A 17,723-nucleotide genomic window follows, 5' to 3' on the forward strand; every position below is an offset into this window, starting at 1 on the left:
AAAAAGATAAATTCGTAAGAATTTTGTAATATTTTATCGAACTATTTGGTGTATAATGGTACTAACAACAAAATGTTAATATAAAGGGAAAAATTTGTAAAATTTTCTTGAGAATATTAAAAAAACATCAAAATTGTGTTAAAATATATTTTCGTTAGAAATGAAATGAGGGGAAAGAATGAAAGAAAATAAAAATAAAAAAGCAAATTTGACATTTGTGGTTATTATTATGATGCTGTCCACCTTACTTATACTTACTACTCTTTATTTGACCTTAAACTTTAGAAACAAAGGAATTAAAGATTTAATATTTCAATTGAAAGGTGGAGTTGGCGGAACCGCACCCGTAGTGGTATGGGGTGTAATATTTGCAAACATATTACCATTTATAGGTATTATGGCGGCACTACTGGTACCAATATGGATAGTTTGGAAAAAGACAGGATTCAACACAAAAAGATCTAGAAGAATAAAAGCATTTTACCCAGCAGGAGTATTTATAGTTTCATGCTTGGCATTTTACATCTTCCTAGACGGTCCAGACTACCTAAAAGCAGTATTTCAAGAATCCACAATGATAGAAGAAAATTACGTTAGACCAGAAAATGTAAATTTAAAATTTCCAGAAAAGAAGAGAAATCTTATCCTAATCTACGCAGAGTCCATTGAAAGTACAGTTATGAACAAGGACATAGGCGGAGGATGGGAATACTCCATAATGCCAGAACTTGAAAAACTTGCATTAGAGAACACATTCTTTTCAAACACAGACAAAATGGGAGGCTTTTACCAAACAGAAGGAGCCTCATGGAGTATTGCAGGAATAACAGCAAGCCAAACAGGACTTCCAATAAAAGGATTTGTAAACAACCAATATAAATCAACAAACTTCTTAAACGGAGCCTATTCACTGGGAGAAATCCTAAGACAACAAGGCTACAACAACGAAGTAATAATGGGAAGTAAATCAGAATTTGGTGGTAAGAGACAATTCTTCAAAAACCATGGAAACTATGACATCTTTGACCTATACCATGCAATTGCAAATGGCTATATGACATACGAAGACAGAGTATGGTGGGGATACCAAGATAGCAAACTATTTAAGTGGTCAAAAGAAGAAATTACAAAACTTGCAAACAAAGACGAACCATTTAACTTTGTAATAGAAACAGTAAACACACACTTTACAGATGGTTACCTAGAACCAGGAGACGTACAAAAGTTCCCAACACAATATGAAAATGTTCACGCCCAATCATCAAAACAAATTGGAGAATTTGTAGAATGGGCTAAACAGCAAGACTTCTATGAAAATACAACCATAGTAATAGTTGGAGACCACTTGGGAATGCAAGACAAATGGTACTATGACAATATGGTTAAAGGTTACGACAGATCAGTTTATAATACATTTATAAACTCTGCAGTTCCAGCAGCAAACAATAAAAATAGAATTTCCACAACAATGGACTTGTACCCAACAATCCTAGCAAGCCTAGGAGTTGAAATAGAAGGAGATAGAATGGGGCTTGGAACAAACCTATACTCAGGAAAGAAGACGCTTGCAGAAGAAATGGGTTACAAATACTTTAACGACGAATTAAAGAAAAACTCAGCATTCTACAACGAACAAATTCTACAAGACGACGCACAAGATGCAATCACATTAAGAAAAAAGAAATAATAGCAAAAGACCATGGTAGAACTGTGGTCTTTTTTGTACACTAAACAAAGACATAACTATAATAAAATCAAGGAGATAGATATGGACAGATTAAAAGAACTACAAGAAGCAAGAGACCAAGCAGTCATAGTTATAGAAAAAATAGACAGAGCATTAGACACCCTAGACAACGCAAAGTTTTGGGGAATGTGGGACATGTTTGGAGGAGAGTTTTTCTCAAGCTGGAAAAAGAGAAATAAAATAAAAGAAGCTAACCAATACATCGAAGGCATTACAGATTCAGTAAAAGACCTGGAAAAAGAACTAAAAGACGTGGACATGGTCCTACCAGAAGAAATTAGCAACACCATGGGCGACAGAGCCCTCGACATTTGGTTCGATAATATCTTTACCGACATGAGAGTCCAAGGAGAAATAAAAAGTTCCATAAGAGAGTTGAGAGACTTTAGAGATGTGGTGGAAGACTTGGTGATAAGACTGGACCATGAGATTGAAAAGCTTGGGAAGTAAGGGATCTGTTGGGAACATAATGAGGTTTAGCATTTAGTAAAAATATGTTATTACTGTAACAAAACTTGGCAGTTGAAAAAGCCGAAACTTGGCAGTTGAAATCTTTAAATTGTGAGTTATGGAGAAAAATAAAAAATAAAAGCTGTTGAAAGGTATTGATAATGGTACTTACTTCAACAGCTTTTATTTCTATTTAAGTCTTTTAATGTGTCACTGTAGTTAATAAGCACCAGAAGTATGATAAAATATAATTGCGTCAATTTTTTTATATCGACGAGAATAATTTATAATAAAAAATACTATAATATTTGATAAATAGATGAATATTTCGAAATGTGTGAGGGAGAGTATGAAATTTTTAGACGAATTAGAAAAAGTGCTAAGTTCAGATAAACGATTTATTGGAGAAGATAATCAAATAATTAAGACAAAAGTGTCAGATGCGGCAAGAAGTAATGACGGAGAATTATTAAAGGCATTATTTAAAAATAAATTACTAAAAGAAGTCTTTTTTACAAAAGTTGATGATATTTATGTATTTGATAAAAATAAATTTGTATGGGTTTTAGAATCAAAAGAATTTCTTCCCGATTCATATACAATGTACAAAAATAAAATTGGTCTTGTAGACGCAATTAATAATATGATTAGTAAACAACAAGATGTGTCATTGGTATGGCCATATAAGGACTGTGTATTAGAAGGTGGACAAACTAAAGAAGATCAAAAGAGAGATGAAATTTTTTATAATGAAACTTTAGCACCGGACCAAGTAAATAGACTTCTTGCTCTAAAAGTTTTAGGGAATGCTAAAAGATATACAAAAGACGGTGTAGAAGAAGATATAGAGTTTAATGAACATGATAATTTAATTATTAAAGGGAATAATTTGCTTGCTTTATCTTCGCTATTGGAAAGATATGAAGGACAAGTCAAATGTATTTATATAGATCCACCTTACAATACAAGTACTGACAGTTTTGGATATAATGACAATTTCAATAGGTCTACATGGTTAACTTTTATGAAAAATAGATTAAAATTAGCTAGAAAACTATTGTCAGAAGATGGGGCTATTTATGTGCAATTAGATTATCATCAAGCGCATTATTGTAAAGTACTAATGGATGAAGTTTTTGGTGAAGACAATTTTGAAAGAGAAATAATATGGAGAATAGGCTGGATTTCAGGTTACAAATCAGTGGATAATAATTGGATTAGAAATCATGACACTATTTTATTTTATTCAAAAGATAATAAGAGACTAAGATTTATAAAAAATTATATTTTAAAAAATGAATTTAAAGAAATTGCAAAAAGTGAAGCTGAGCGTTATCCAATAGAAGATGTATGGAATGGAAATGAATATGATAATTTAAACAGTATTGCCATAACGTCGTTTTCTGGAGAAACAGTATCTAAAATGCTGGAAAAGTCAGATGAAGTTAAAGGTCAGAAGTCTGAAAAATTGATAGAAAGAATATTTAAAGCTCATACTACCAAAGGTGATTTAGTAATGGATTTTTTTCTTGGGAGTGGTACAACTGCTGCTGTTGCACACAAGATGGGATTAAGATATATAGGTATAGAACAACTTGATAAACACATAGATATTTCCTTACGAAGATTAAATAAAGTCTTATTGGGAGAACAAAGTGGAATTTCAAAAAAACATGATTGGAAAGGTGGAGGTTCATTTATTTACTGTGAACTTCTAGAAGACAATGAAAATCTTGTTAATGAACTTGAAGATGCCAAGGACTCAAAAGCCGTTAAAGAAATTTTAAATAAGGCCATAGATAATGGAAAGTTAATTCCATCTATCCTACCAAGTGATTTGAAAAACACAGAAGAAGAATTTAATAACCTTAGTCTTGATGAACAAAAAAATCTTGTTATGGAGCTTTTAAATAAGAATAAATTATATGTTAACTTATCAGATATGGATGATGAAGATTATGACGTTAATGAAGCTGATAAGAAGTTTACTAGAAGCTTTTACAATAAGGAGTAGTTTATGAGTGAACAATACTTATATCAAAAACTAGACGCTTTAAAAGAGATGGGTTTTTTAAAAGAAATACCATCATATATTGAATCAAATTTAAATCCTAATATAGTTCTTCGTGATTACCAGGAAGAAGCTTTTAAATATTTTATAACCTATGTGGAAAGTGATTTAATTAAAAACAAACAAATTCATAATCTTTTTCATATGGCAACAGGATCTGGAAAGACCGTTATAATGGCGGGATTAATTCTTTATTTATATGCGCAAGGTTATAGAAAGTTTTTGTTTTTTGTAAATCAAAATAATATTATCGAAAAAACAAAGGAAAATTTCTTAAATCCTTCTTCAATAAAGTATTTATTTACAGATAATATTGAGCTAATGGGAGAACAGGTTCAAGTTAAAGAAGTGGATAACTTTGCTTTTTATGATAAAAACGCAATTAATATTTGTTTTACCTCAACTCAAAAACTTCATTTAGATATGAATTTCCCAAAGGAAAACTCTCCTACCATTGAAGATTTTGAAGATGAAAAAATTGTTTTAATATCAGACGAGTCCCATCATATAAATACTGTGACAAAGGGACTTACAAAAACTGAAAAAACAAATATAGAAGAGAATGTTAAAAGCTGGGAGTATACTATTGAAAGAATTTTTAGGGCAAACAGGGACAATGCCCTATTAGAATTTACTGCAACGGCAGATTTGAAAGATCCAAAAGTGGAGAAAAAATATTTAGATAAGATTGTCTATGACTACACTTTGTCCAAATTTAGGGAAAGCGGATACACCAAAGACTTTAAAAATATGCAGGGAGATTATGATAGATGGACCAGAACTTTACTTGCTCTTGTTATAAGTGAATATAGGAGACATCTTTTTGGTGATAGTGGTCAAAATATTAAACCTGTTATTCTTTTAAAATCAAAAACCATTAAAGAGTCTAAAGAGTTTTATGACGAATTTTATAGTAGATTAAATAGTCTTAATCCTGATGATATATTAAGCTTTAAAGACTCTGACAATGAATATTTGAGAAATGCCATTGAGTATTTCTTAGAAAAAGATTCAAGTTTAAGATCTCTTGTTGCTGATATAAAACTTGGATTTGAAGTTGATAATTCTATAATTTTAAACTCTAAAAGTGAGTCTGAAGAAAAAGAAAAACAAGTTGCCGTTAATTCCCTTGAGGCGAAAAATAATCCTTATAGAATAATTTTTACAGTTGATATGTTAAATGAAGGCTGGGATGTGTTAAATCTTTTTGATATTGTTAGACTATATGAAACAAGGGATGGGAGAAACGGAAAGCCGGGAAAGACAACAATAAGTGAAGCTCAATTAATTGGTCGTGGGGCGAGATATTGTCCATTTAAAATTGAAGATGACCAGCCTAGAAATAAACGTAAGTATGATTTTGATGTTACAAATGAAAATAGAGTATTGGAAACTCTTTTATATCACTCAATGCAAGATTCAAGGTATATTGGTGAGCTAAGAAATGCTCTTAAGCAAACAGGTTTATTAGCTGATGCTCCAATGGAAATTGAATATATATTAAAGGACGAATTTAAACAAACGGACTTTTACAATAATGCATTTGTATTTTCTAATAGAAGAGTTGAGAAGTCGAGAAACAAGGTTATGGAAATTGATAAAAAAATCCAAAATAGTTTTTATCAGCACAAAGTATCCACGGGAAGTTCTTTTGTTTATGAGCTGTTTTTTGAGGATAAAGTTCAAAATTATGTTATGAAATACATTTCACAATTTAAATTTAAAGACATTCCATTAAATATTATTGAAGGAGCGATGGATAATTTTGAAATTTTAAAATTTAATACTCTTAAATCTTATTTTCCTAACCTAAAATCAAAAAGAGAGTTTTTGCAATCGGATAATTATTTAGGAAATATTACACTTCAAATTGAAAGTCCGTTTGATAAGGCACAGGCAAAAGATTTTTATGATGCAAGTGTAAAAATTTTAAAAGACATATCGTCATATATTCAAAAGATTGAGACAGAGTATGAGGGTACAAAGGAATTTTACTCTAATAGTATTCGTAATGTAATAAAAGATAAGAAAATTTATGTGGATAATCCTCATGGAGATGGATTGGGAATATCACAAGCTACACTTGTAAATGAGAATAGCTTGGATTTAGAGTTTGAACCTTGGTATGTTTACAATGATAATTATGGAACTAGCGAAGAAAAATCTTTTGTAAAATATTTTAAAGGAATAGTGAAAGAGTTAAGAGAAAAATATGATGAAGTTTATTTAGTGAGAAACGAAAGAATACCATCACTTGCAATTTATGAATTTGATACTGGAGAAAGATTTGAACCTGATTTTTTATTGTTTTTAAGAGATAGAGGTACAGATGGATATATTCAAGAGCAAATTTATATTGAACCTAAAGGAGGCCATTTATTAGATAAAGATAAATGGAAAGAAGAGTTTTTATTAAAAATAGAAAGTCAGGGTATTCCTGTAAAAAAATATGTAGATGATAATAAGTACAGTATATTAGGACTACCTTTCTTTAATAAGGAGCTTAGGATGGAAGAGTTTGAAAATTTTATATTAAAATAGGAGAAGAAGATGAGATTTTTAGCTAAAGAAATTCAAATTAAACATTTTCGAAAAATAGACAACCTTACTATAAATTTAGGTGATAAAATAACTGTATTATCGGGTATTAATGGAGTAGGAAAATCTAATATTATGTCTCTAATAGCGATGTCATTTGGGAAAATGGGAAGTCGAATTGCAGGAGGAAATTTTTTTCCTCATTTTGATGAATATTTTATAATAACGGAAGATGAATATAATAAACAAACTAGTAATAAGTATGAAGCTTATTTAAAGATTTCAGCAGATGATGGAGTTGTACAAAAAAGACTTGGTTTAAAAAATGACATTAAACAAGGCAGAGGGATTAGAGTATTACCAAGATCAACAAATTATTTTACAAAAGATAAAGCCTCTACTGAAGTCATTAGAGAGACAAAAGACAAATTTAATATTGGAGATTCTGCTAGAGTGCCAGTCCCCACGATTTTTATATCTCTATCTAGACTATTTCCAATGGGGGAAACAGAATTAGATGAAAAATTAATAAATAACAATAATGAAATTATAAAAGATGGAGTGGTAAATAAGTATGTAGAGTGGTATAATCGAGTGTTGCCACTATCTATAGATGTGAATAAGTATAAGACTAGCAATATAAAAAAAGTGGTTAATGCAAATGGAAGAATTCATGTAGAACTAGTTGATTCAGATGCAAGAACTGAATCGGTAGGTGAAGATAATTTGGGAACTATTATTTCTGCATTGGTTGATTTTTTCTATTTAAAAGAAAAGCAGAAAAGTGAATATGTTGGTGGGATTGTTTGTATAGATGAAGTAGATGCATCATTGCATCCTAGTGCTCAAATTAGATTGTTTGAACTATTAGAAGAATTATCAGAAGAACTTAATTTACAAATATTTATGACTACACATTCCATGACTATGCTTAATAAAATAATAAAAAAGCAGAATAGAGATAGTGAAAATTTCAAGTTAGTTTATATATTAGACCCAAGAATACCAAGAATTAAAGAGAATATCAATTCAATTGAAGATATTAAAGCAGATATGTATGATGAAAATACTTACTTTAAACCGATAATAAAAGTTTATTGTGAAGATATAGAAACGGAGTTTATTTTCAATCAACTAATAAAAATATTAAACCATGAAGAGAATCTTGCTTTGCCTGAATATAAAATATTTCCAATGGCTTTAGGACATACTCAATTAGAAAATTTAAGAGAATTTGATAAATATTTTGAATCGACAATAATTTTAGTAGACGGTGATGCTAAGAGCCGAGAAGGGGTTAATTTTCTAAACAAATATCTGGATGAAGATATTAAAGGTTTAAACCCTAGAGAGCTGAAGGAAAATGTATTGTCTCTACCATCATTCTTAGCACCAGAATCATACTATTATTATGTTTTGAGAAGACTTTTAGATGATAAACCTTTTTGGCAACAATTAGGAAGGCAAGATTTGCGAAGAGATTACACTTCACGTAATTTAAATATCATCTTAGATAAAGTGAAATTAGATAATGAAAATAACATTAAAAATGATGAACTAAAAAAAGTATTCTCAGGAGAGAATTTGAATCGAATAAAAGAATTCATAGATGAATCTCAATTGTTAACTTATTATTACAAAAAATATCCTGAAGAATTATTAGTTTTTAAAGAAGATGTAAAGAGAGTATTTGATATTATAGAAAATAAAGTTAAGGCGAATTTATAAAGAAGGAGGTTGTGCCATGCCAAGAACTTATTCGCCGTTACGATATCCTGGGGGTAAAACTCAATTATCAAGATTTGTAATGCAACTTTTGGAACTTAATAAGCTTGATGATATTGTTTATACTGAACCATTTGCAGGTGGATTTGGTGCTGGATTGGAATTATTATTTAAAAACAAAGTAAAGTCTGTAATAATAAATGATTATGATATTGCTATTTATTCAATATGGTATGCGATATTGAATGAGACTGAAAGATTTATTAATGATATAAACAATATTAAGATAACCATTCAGGAATGGGAAATTCAGAAAGATAAGTATAATAAATTATTTGAAGAGAAAAAGTACTCTTATGATTTAGCTTTAGCAACTTATTTTTTAAATAGGACTAATAGATCTGGAATCATAACTGGAGGACCAATCGGAGGGAAAAATCAAAAAAGTAATTATAAACTGGATTGTAGATTTAATAAAGATGATTTGATAAAAAAGATTTTAAAAATAAAAGAATATAAAGAGAAAATTCAATTATATAACCTAGAATCTAATGACTTTATTGAAAAAATAATTTTAAAATACAATCCAGATGACATATTTGTTTTTTTTGACCCTCCATATTATGAACAAGGCAAAAATTTATATACGAATTTCTTTAAACATGATAATCATGTAAAACTACAAAAAAAAATAAAATGTTTAACGGAATATTATTGGATAATGACTTATGATAATAAACAAGAAATTAGAAATATATACCAAGACTATAAAAAATACCTATATAGTATTAATTATTATGCTGCTAATGTTAGAAAAGCAAAGGAAATTCTAATTCATTCTGATAAGGTTGTAGTTAATAGTTGCAATGGGATTAATATGGAATCTATTTAAAATGTTGCAATCTAAAAACCATTTAACCATTTTATATTCCTAAACTTCACCAACGCATATTAAGCACAACTTAGTATGCGTCTTTTGGTTTTAAGCCTCTCTCTAAAAAATAAAAAATAGAGCATTCCATTAAGGTCTGCTCCATTTTTCAAGCGTATTATTCTTCTTCTAAATCTTTCGTATTATCTTCAAGTTCTAAGAACTTATCAAAGTCACTTTTGTAAAGTCTATCTTGTATAATTCTATATTTTTCAAACTCACTTTCTGCGTGCTTTTTTGCAAGAGCTGCAGATACTTTTCCTGCATCGTTTAAGATTTCTTTATCCCATAATTGTAAAAATCCATTTAGTCTATTTTCCCAATCTTCCATAGTCATTGGGATATGTCTTTCTGCTTGCATTTCTGCCATATCTAAATAAGCAGATACTATTCTTTGCATTTGTCTTAATTCTTTTTCGTTTAGATAATTATTTGCAACGACTACATCATATGTATGAATTTTTGAATCTGGAGAGCCTTCCCAAGTTGTAAGTCCCATATTTTTAGTTTTGTGATTGGCTCTATCTACAATTAATTCGGCTGCAGTTTTTCCATGAATTGCATAGTGCAGTTTATTTTGAATAGCAGCAAAAAATCTTTTAGTTGCCTTTGCAGATGGATCGTAGTCTAAAGATGTGGCATAAATATCTGTGATTTTTTGATAGAATCTTCTCTCGGATAATCTAATTTCACGAATTTTTACAAGTAATTTTTCGAAATAATCTTTGGTAAGTTTTGTGCCAGAATTTTTTAATCTTTCATCATCCATTGCCCAACCTTTAATTGTAAAATCTTTTACAATTTGGTTTGCCCACTTTCTAAATTGGACGGCACGTTCGTTATTTACTTTAAAACCTACTGCAATAATTGCTTGTAGGTTATAGTGTTTTGTATTATATGATTTTCCGTCGTTTGCAGTTATTAAGTATTTCTTAATAACTGAATTTTCGTCTAGCTCGTTATCGTCAAATATTTTTTTTAGATGCTGATTTATTGCAGAAACACTAACATCATAAAGAGCTGCCATCATCTTTTGAGTCAGCCAAATATTTTCATCTTCATATCTAACTTCAATAGCTTCTTTATCATCACCCTTAGCTGCAATAAAAGTCAAGTATTCAGCCGCGGAAGACCTAATTTGAAGTTCTTTTTTATTTTGGTTTTCATTTTTATCCATTTCTTTACTCACAATTATCCTCCAAGTACAACTGTAATTATAAACTTAAACTCGAATATTTTATGAAATTTAATTAAGTGTATTATAATTTGTTATATTTGTAAAGCTTGTTGAGATGAATTTGTTTTAGTGCAGTATCACAGTAAAAGTATGGTAAAATATATTTGAATTAAATTTTTAAAAGCATGGAAGCCTTTGGATTTTTCTGGGGTTTTTTTAAATCATAGATTAGAAAGGGGGTACATATGAGTAACAAAGAAAGAAATCATGGATTTAATAGACATGAGTTTAGCCTGGCCTTTAGAGATACTATTCCCATAATGGCGGGATATGTTTTTATTGGATTTGCATTTGGGATTTTGATGATTGAAGAGGGCTACCCAATATGGTGTCCAATTGTTATGAGTATTTTAATTTATTCTGCAGTGCTTGAGTTTGCGGCGGTGCCTCTACTATTACTTCCCTTTGATCCTCTAGGATTATTTTTTATTGGGGTTATGCTAAATGCAAGGCATTTATTCTATGGCATACCTCTACTTAGAAGGTATCAAAACATGGAGAAGGCAAGGCGTTTTTTAATCTTTGGTCTAACTGATGAAGTGTTTTCAATTCAATCTGCAAATATGAGTAATCCAGAAAAAAATAAACAGTATTGTATTTTTGTGACAATGTTTGGATATTTTTATTGGAATTTAGGAACTCTTTTAGGTTCTATCAGTGGGAAATTAATAACTGCAGACCTCTTTGGCCTGGACTTTGCACTAACGGCACTTTTTATAGTGATGTTAATAGAGCAATCTAAAAACAAATCGGGAAAGTTGAGTGGAATTACGGGAATAGTACTTTCTATTTTTGCACTTTTGGTGTTTGGTAAGGACAACATGGCCATTGCGTCTATGATTTTAATTTTAGTTACACTTATTTTAGGAAGGAAGGTATTTGACAATGAATAATAAAGAGATGATAATTGCAATTATTATACTGGCTATTTCCGTTCAAGTTACTAGGGCGCTGCCATTTATTATTTTCAGAGATGAAGCCAAAATGCCTCCTGTTATAAGTTATTTGGAGAAAGTTCTGCCAGCGGCAGTTATGGGAATGTTAGTTGTGTATTGCTTTAAAGATTATGACTACTCTTCCTTTCGAAATGTAGTTCCGGAAGTGTTGTCGGCGGCGGTTGTGTTTGGTGTGCACTTGTGGAAAAAGAATATGATTTTAAGTATTATATTGGGAACGACTTTGTATATGGTGTTAATTCGAGTGATATAAGTGATTAGAAATGAGATGTTGGAAGTGGGAAGTAAGGAACAAAAAAGCTTTGTTTTTTTAGAAAATTTTGTCTAAGTGTCTTAAAATGTTATGAAGGTATAGCCTCGCTTCGCTCGGAGATGTTTCGACTCGCTGTCGCTCGCTCAACATGACAATACTAGGCTTTACATTTCTAGTAAGGAAAAAGACGGGTCGCCTTCTGACACTTTTCTGTCGAAAAGTGAAACGAGATCGACATTTGACCTACAACGAAGACGCCGTCTTCTGTTAGGTCAAGAACTCGCTCACGCTAGCTCAGAATGAGGAGTAACATTTCTATGAAAGATAAGGAAGAAGTGGGAAGTGAGAAGTTAGAATTGAGAGGTGGGAAATTGCTAAAAATAATTATTTTACTATTTTTTATTACAATGTCCATATTAAATTATCGTCGTAAAAGAGAAAATATTGTAAGTGTAAAGAAACAGCCTATTATACTTCTTGGCATAGCTTTGTTTACAGTTATAACAAGCTACATTTGCTATAGATTCGACAATTCAGTTTTAGGATATATTATTGTTCTGTCAGCAGTAATCTGTGCGTGGACTTTTGCTTTTTATCCTGGAATCACAAAAGATGGAGTTAATATTTTTATGGGAAGTACACCAATTATTACATTTGCCAAATTTTCAGAGATTAAAAAAATTGATATTGTAGAAAATAAAGATAATGTTAAATTAAAAATAAATGTTTTTGGGAGTACATTTAGTCAGGTTTATAGATTAGAAGATAGAGATAAAGTAATTGAGAAAATAGAAAAGAAGAAATAGAGATTAGATGTTTTTATAAAATCAGAATTTGACAATTTGGAGGAACGAAATGTTAAAAGGAATTGGTTATCTATTATTTGGTATAGGTTTAGGTTTTATGTCTCCTAAATTTATCAAGCAATATAAAAAAGACAAAAACATTGAAAATACACTTGAAGTTATTGGAGTTTTATTATTAGCAGCTTCAAGCATTCTTTTAGGTGTTTTGGAATTTATGTAGAATTATAAATCCCAGTTTGCCAGATTAACAACTAAATAAAAATTAACAGAGTAACAGTAAATCAAAAATGGTTTACTGTTTTTTCTTTGCTCAAAAATAGAAAGAGAGGAACACAGAAAATGAAAAGCATAGAAGAAAAATCCATCAAGAGAAGTTAAGAAAATACAAAGAGTTACTTTTATATGGAGGTGGAATAGATGATTAATGAAGAAGTATCCAGGTCAAGTCTTAATCTTGAAGTAAGACTTGCAAAAGCAACAAGTAAAGCAATTCTTGATGCCTTAAAGAAAGTACACAAGCAAATAGAAGAACAAGGAGGTTTGAAAAATGTAATAAAAAATAACGGAGAAGAGGTAAAACTAAAAGATATGGTTAAAAAGGGACAGTTAGAAGAAATTAATCTAAAAGATCCTGAGTTAAAAGAACTAAAGAAAATTTTAAATAAACACGGAGTGAAGTTTTCTGTTATGAAAGATAAGGAAACTGGTAACCACTCTGTGTTTTTTCAATCTAAGGATATAAAGGTAATGGAACACGCCTTTTAAAAAGCAGTTAAGGCTTCTGAAAGAAAGGCCGATAGGAAAGATTCAATAACGAAGACTATAAATAAAATTAAGGATATGTCTAAGGACACCATCAGTAAAGATAAAGTTAAAAACAAACATAAGGAGCAAAGCTTATGATAAGTAATTTAAAAACATTTGAAAATAAGAATTTTGGAAAACTCACTGTTATAGAAAAAGACGGTGAGTTTTTCTTTATAGCAAATGAAGTAGCAACTATGCTAGGATATGTCAATCCAAGAAAAGCTGTTTATGACCATGTAGATGAGGAAGATAAGGGTGTAACGAAATGGAACACCCCTGGAGGAATACAGAATATTTCAATAATTAACGAATCAGGATTGTATTCACTTATCCTTTCATCAAAACTACCACAAGCAAAAATATTCAAAGCTTGGGTAACTAGAGAAGTCTTACCAAGTATTAGAAAAAATGGAGGATATATAGCTGGTCAAGAAAAGAAAACTAACGAAGAGCTACTTGCAGATGCAATTCTTGTAGCCAATAGAATTATTGCTGAAAGAGAGGAAGAAATTGAGGAATTAAGACCAAAGGCAGATTATTATGACAAATTAGTAGATTATAACCTACTTACAAACTTTAGAAATACTGCTGGTGACACTTTCCTGACGGAAAGAGAGATTCTTCGACTACAATTTTTACTTCGTAAAAATTTCGAAAATGGTACCCCTTTTTCAAATAAATCTCTTAAAATTAATGACAAAAACTTTGCTTCTCATAAAAACACTCGTGCGGAGTTAAATATCCTATTGAACTATGAGGTCTTTCAGTATTGTAATAATTAGTCCAATATTCTACTATCATCTTGTATTGTTCTACAGTGTAATGTTTCACTGACCCTATTTCTGTTTTCATGCTCTTAAAGAATGTTTCTATGAATATATTATCTACTGGTCTATATGGTCTGGACATACTGCTAATTATCCCATTTTCTTTTAAAGTTGATTGAAACAACTTACTTGTGAACTGTGGTCCTCTATCTGAAAGTATCATATCTGGCTTACCATACTTTCTTATCGCTTCTTCTAATGTGTCAACCGCAAACTGTGCATCCATTTTAAATGATTGTTTGTTTCCTACAAGCACCTTCCTTTTTATGTCTATTATTGCACAAGTATATACCTTTTTCTCAGCTGTTTTTTGTTCTGTAAAGTCTATTGCCCAAGCATTTACTTTATCTTGTTCTTCTTCTGGCATTTCGTTATATATGTTTTCTGATACGTATTTTTCACTAGTTTCTTCACATGTATATACGTTCTTTATTCTAGGTCTACCATATTTACCTACTAGCCCTAGTTCTTTCATAATGTTACTTATTTTCTTCTCTGAAAAAACTATATTATCCCTTTGTAGACACACTTTAAGCATTCTTCTTCCGAAGCTTCTATTATGCTTTATGAACATTTCTTTAACTAGATTTTTTTCTTCTTCAGTATATCTTGGTTTCCTAGGGTTTTTTCTTCTGTAGTAGTATCTTTGCTCATTAATATTCAATACTCGGCATACTATGCGCACTGGATATTCTGTTAGATGTTCCACCGCAAAGTCTACTATCTTATCTTCTTCTTCGCAAAGTATGCCTCGGCTTTTTTTAATATTTCATTCTCCATTTCAAGTTCTTTTAATCTTTGATATATTTCAAGATCTCGTCCTGGAACTACTCCTTTTCCAGACATTCCTATTTCAGCATGTTTATTATATTCATCAACCCATCTATGGATTGTTTGTCTATCTAGGTCATACATTTTACATATTTCTGATGTTTTCATGTTTCCTAAAAGCTTAAGTTGTACTATTTTGATTTTAAATTCTTGAGAGAATGTTCTTCTTTTTAATTTTGACATTTAATTTTCCCTTCTATTTTGTAATTAAAATGATTTGCTCTTAATTGTTATGAAGTTTTTTCTAAAGGTTCTGTCAAGGAGAAAAGCGAAGCGATCCTTGACGGGTTCTTTGAAAAAACTAGAATTTAAGAGCCAGCAAATCATTTAGTCTGTCATTAGCGATGTATATGATTTCATTATACCATTCTCTTCCGCTCAGAATGACAGAGCTGGGAGTAATATTTCTATGAAAAGGTACTCTAAGGCTAAAAAAGGAATAAAATTTTAAAAGCATTGGATATCCTCTGCTTTTTTTATTTGGAAAAAAACTTGCCAGCAAGTTAATGCCGGCAAGTTAATAAACTTTATTTTTTTAATATCTTTTTAATGTTCTCGTCGTTTAGGTTTTCAATTACTTTTACTGCCAGGTCAACTGCAGCTTCAAAGTCTGAAAGTCTGGCAAAGTTGTAGTGGCTGTGGACAAAGCGAGATGGAACGCCTAGAACTAGAACTGGAACTCCTTCATTTGATAGGTGGATGGCACCTGCGTTTGTTGAACCTGCTCGTCTAATGGCTGATTGGCAGCTAATATTATTTTCTTCCGCTAGGTCCTTGGTAAGTTTTATATATTCTGGATTTCCAATATAGGACTTGTCAAAGTGGCGGATCTGAACTCCTTTTCCCAAGACACCTTGAGCTTGTTTTTTTGAAAAGTACAAGTCGTCAGCTGGGGAACCTTCAAAGACTATGGCAAGGTCTGGTTTAACCTTTTGGCTTGTGACTTTAGCTCCTCTCATACCAACTTCTTCTTGGGCTGCAAAGGCTCCAACTAAGTTGACGTTTAAGTTTTTATCTTTAAGTCTGTTCATTGTTTCCACTATACAGGCACAGCCAAGTCTGTTGTCAAAGGCCTTGCCGCGGATTAGGTCGTGGGCCTCGTCGTATCTAAAATCTACTATTGGAGCCACCGGTGCCCCTGGCTCAATTTTAAAGTCTTCTATAACTTCTTCATAGGACATGGCTCCAATGTCTATAAACATTTTTTCAATATTTAATGGACTGTTTCTCTCCTCTTCAGTCATAAAGTGGGGAGGGGTTGATCCTGTTAACCCTTCAATTATTTTTCCGTCTCTATTTCTAATGCCAACTATGTGGGCAGGAACATTTGTAAGTACCCAGCCCCCTAGGGGAACGATTGATAAAGTTCCATTGTCTAAAATACTTTGCACCATAAAACCAACTTCGTCAGTGTGGGCGTCAAGTTGAACTGTAAAATTTTTCTTTTCTGAGTTTTTGTACTTGGCATAGACATTGTTCATTGAATCATTTTCTACGTCTAAGTCCACTAAGTTCTTCTTTAAAATTTCTACAAGGTCTTCTTCAAAGCCTGAAGGCCCAAAGGCTGTTGTAAGTTTTTCTATTAATTTTATCTTGTCCATAAGTCCCTCCATTTATAATTTCATTATAGCTTATTGGTTGTTTGCTCTCAATAGAGGAAGGGTTTTAAGTAGAAGTGAGAGGTGAGAGTAGATGAACAAAATAAGCAAAGCTTTTTTTAGAAAGTTTTGTCTAAGTGTCTTAAAATGTTATGAAGGTATAGCCTCGCTTCGCTCGGAGATGTTTCGACTCGCTGTCGCTCGCTCAACATGACAATACTAGGCTTTACTTTTCTAACTTTAATCATCTAAACTTAAACCTAAGCACATGTTTAATATCTTAAGTAAAAAAGTAAAGTTTATTAAATTTTCTATTGTAATTTTTTGCTGAGTTGCTATAATAATACTTGGGTTTAATATAGTAAACAAATTGTTTAATATCATGTGGAGGAGGAAGTATGGAAATAGGTTCAAGAATTCGAGATAGAAGGGTTTCTCTTGGTTTAACTCAGGAGGAATTGGCGGAGAGGTCTGATCTTACTAAGGGTTTTATCTCTCAGGTTGAACGTGATTTAACTTCTCCTTCTTTAATATCTCTTTGTGACATTTTGGATGCTCTTGGTACTAATTTACCGGAATTTTTTAAAGAGGAAGAGGATCCGAAACAAATTTTTTCAAAAGATGACTATGTGGTTATGGAGGACGAGGACAATGGAAGTGAAATTAAATGGCTTATTCCAAGTGCTCAAACTAAGTCCATGGAGCCGATTATTATAAAGATTAAAAAGGGTGGCTCCAGCAGAACTCTATCTCCAAGTGAAGGGGAAAACTTTGGTTATGTACTAAAGGGAGATATTAATTTATATATTGGCGACAAGAGTTACTGTCTTTCTGAAGGAGATAGTTTTTACTGTGGCTGTGAAGTTCCTAGAAGAATTTCAAATACTAAATGTAGCGAGGCGTTGGTCCTTTGGACAACGAATCCTCCAAGTTTTTAAAGGGGTGA

Annotated in this window: 16 protein-coding genes and 1 pseudogene; 13 read left to right on the forward strand and 4 right to left on the reverse strand. The window is 31.3% G+C overall.

Annotation, left to right across the window (positions count from 1 at the left end; translation table 11 throughout):
- Window positions 1–178 precede the first annotated feature (178 nt).
- The 6 genes from L6651_RS07975 (at window position 179) to L6651_RS08000 (ending at window position 9,423) form a co-directional block, all read left to right on the forward strand.
- On the forward strand, window positions 179–1,687 hold the full coding sequence (locus L6651_RS07975; protein ID WP_237037408.1) for an LTA synthase family protein: 1,509 nt from the start codon (window positions 179–181) through the stop codon (window positions 1,685–1,687).
- Between the two features lie 81 nt (window positions 1,688–1,768).
- Window positions 1,769–2,197 (forward strand): hypothetical protein, encoded by a 429-nt coding sequence (locus tag L6651_RS07980; RefSeq protein ID WP_237037409.1) that lies wholly within the window; start codon window positions 1,769–1,771, stop codon window positions 2,195–2,197.
- A gap of 349 nt (window positions 2,198–2,546) precedes the next feature.
- Window positions 2,547–4,211, forward strand: coding sequence for a DNA methyltransferase (locus L6651_RS07985; RefSeq protein ID WP_237037410.1), 1,665 nt, complete (start codon window positions 2,547–2,549; stop codon window positions 4,209–4,211).
- A 3-nt stretch (window positions 4,212–4,214) separates the two neighbouring features.
- Window positions 4,215–6,809, forward strand: coding sequence for a DEAD/DEAH box helicase family protein (locus L6651_RS07990; protein WP_237037411.1), 2,595 nt, complete (start codon window positions 4,215–4,217; stop codon window positions 6,807–6,809).
- A gap of 9 nt (window positions 6,810–6,818) precedes the next feature.
- Entirely contained in the window at window positions 6,819–8,534 is a 1,716-nt protein-coding gene (locus tag L6651_RS07995) for an AAA family ATPase (protein WP_237037412.1), read from the forward strand.
- 16 nt (window positions 8,535–8,550) lie between these two features.
- A complete protein-coding gene (locus L6651_RS08000; protein ID WP_237037413.1) occupies window positions 8,551–9,423 on the forward strand; it encodes a DNA adenine methylase in 873 nt (290 codons plus the stop codon).
- Window positions 9,424–9,580: 157 nt separating this feature from the next.
- Here the strand turns inward: L6651_RS08000 and L6651_RS08005 are convergent, their stop codons facing one another.
- Window positions 9,581–10,651 (reverse strand): virulence RhuM family protein, encoded by a 1,071-nt coding sequence (locus tag L6651_RS08005; protein WP_237037414.1) that lies wholly within the window; start codon window positions 10,649–10,651, stop codon window positions 9,581–9,583.
- A gap of 233 nt (window positions 10,652–10,884) precedes the next feature.
- On the opposite strand from L6651_RS08005, the gene L6651_RS08010 reads away from it, so the two are divergent.
- The 6 genes and pseudogenes from L6651_RS08010 to L6651_RS08035 all read left to right on the forward strand — a co-directional run bounded on the left by L6651_RS08010 (window position 10,885) and on the right by L6651_RS08035 (window position 14,303).
- Window positions 10,885–11,592 carry an AzlC family ABC transporter permease gene (locus L6651_RS08010; protein WP_237037415.1) on the forward strand — a complete coding sequence of 236 codons (708 nt, stop codon included), beginning with the start codon at window positions 10,885–10,887 and terminating at the stop codon, window positions 11,590–11,592.
- Window positions 11,585–11,908 (forward strand): branched-chain amino acid transporter permease, encoded by a 324-nt coding sequence (locus L6651_RS08015; RefSeq protein ID WP_237037416.1) that lies wholly within the window; start codon window positions 11,585–11,587, stop codon window positions 11,906–11,908. Before L6651_RS08010 ends, L6651_RS08015 begins: the two co-directional genes overlap by 8 nt.
- A gap of 317 nt (window positions 11,909–12,225) precedes the next feature.
- The gene (locus L6651_RS08020; protein WP_237037417.1) at window positions 12,226–12,714 is read left to right on the forward strand and encodes a hypothetical protein; all 489 of its coding nucleotides are present in this window, start codon (window positions 12,226–12,228) and stop codon (window positions 12,712–12,714) included.
- Window positions 12,715–12,763: 49 nt separating this feature from the next.
- A complete protein-coding gene (locus L6651_RS08025; protein WP_004829918.1) occupies window positions 12,764–12,934 on the forward strand; it encodes a hypothetical protein in 171 nt (56 codons plus the stop codon).
- Between the two features lie 197 nt (window positions 12,935–13,131).
- A pseudogene (locus L6651_RS08030) lies at window positions 13,132–13,617 on the forward strand (PcfB family protein).
- On the forward strand, window positions 13,614–14,303 hold the full coding sequence (locus L6651_RS08035) for a BRO-N domain-containing protein (RefSeq protein ID WP_331473711.1): 690 nt from the start codon (window positions 13,614–13,616) through the stop codon (window positions 14,301–14,303). The pseudogene L6651_RS08030 and the gene L6651_RS08035 overlap by 4 nt, the downstream one beginning before the upstream one ends.
- Here L6651_RS08035 and L6651_RS08040 read toward each other — a convergent pair.
- The 3 genes from L6651_RS08040 to L6651_RS08050 all read right to left on the reverse strand — a co-directional run bounded on the left by L6651_RS08040 (window position 14,212) and on the right by L6651_RS08050 (window position 16,780).
- Window positions 14,212–15,057: an IS3 family transposase gene (locus L6651_RS08040; RefSeq protein ID WP_237037393.1), complete on the reverse strand. Its 846-nt coding sequence runs from the start codon at window positions 15,055–15,057 to the stop codon at window positions 14,212–14,214. The genes L6651_RS08035 and L6651_RS08040 overlap by 92 nt on opposite strands.
- A gap of 11 nt (window positions 15,058–15,068) precedes the next feature.
- On the reverse strand, window positions 15,069–15,362 hold the full coding sequence (locus L6651_RS08045; RefSeq protein ID WP_237036857.1) for a transposase: 294 nt from the start codon (window positions 15,360–15,362) through the stop codon (window positions 15,069–15,071).
- Between the two features lie 344 nt (window positions 15,363–15,706).
- Window positions 15,707–16,780 (reverse strand): M42 family metallopeptidase, encoded by a 1,074-nt coding sequence (locus tag L6651_RS08050; RefSeq protein ID WP_237037418.1) that lies wholly within the window; start codon window positions 16,778–16,780, stop codon window positions 15,707–15,709.
- Window positions 16,781–17,175: 395 nt separating this feature from the next.
- Between L6651_RS08050 and L6651_RS08055 the strand changes: the two genes are divergently transcribed.
- Entirely contained in the window at window positions 17,176–17,715 is a 540-nt protein-coding gene (locus L6651_RS08055; protein ID WP_237037419.1) for a helix-turn-helix domain-containing protein, read from the forward strand.
- The last annotated feature ends 8 nt before the right edge of the window (window positions 17,716–17,723 follow it).

Source organism: Mediannikoviicoccus vaginalis (assembly GCF_928097925.1).
In the GTDB taxonomy this organism is placed as follows: domain Bacteria; phylum Bacillota; class Clostridia; order Tissierellales; family Peptoniphilaceae; genus Mediannikoviicoccus; species Mediannikoviicoccus vaginalis.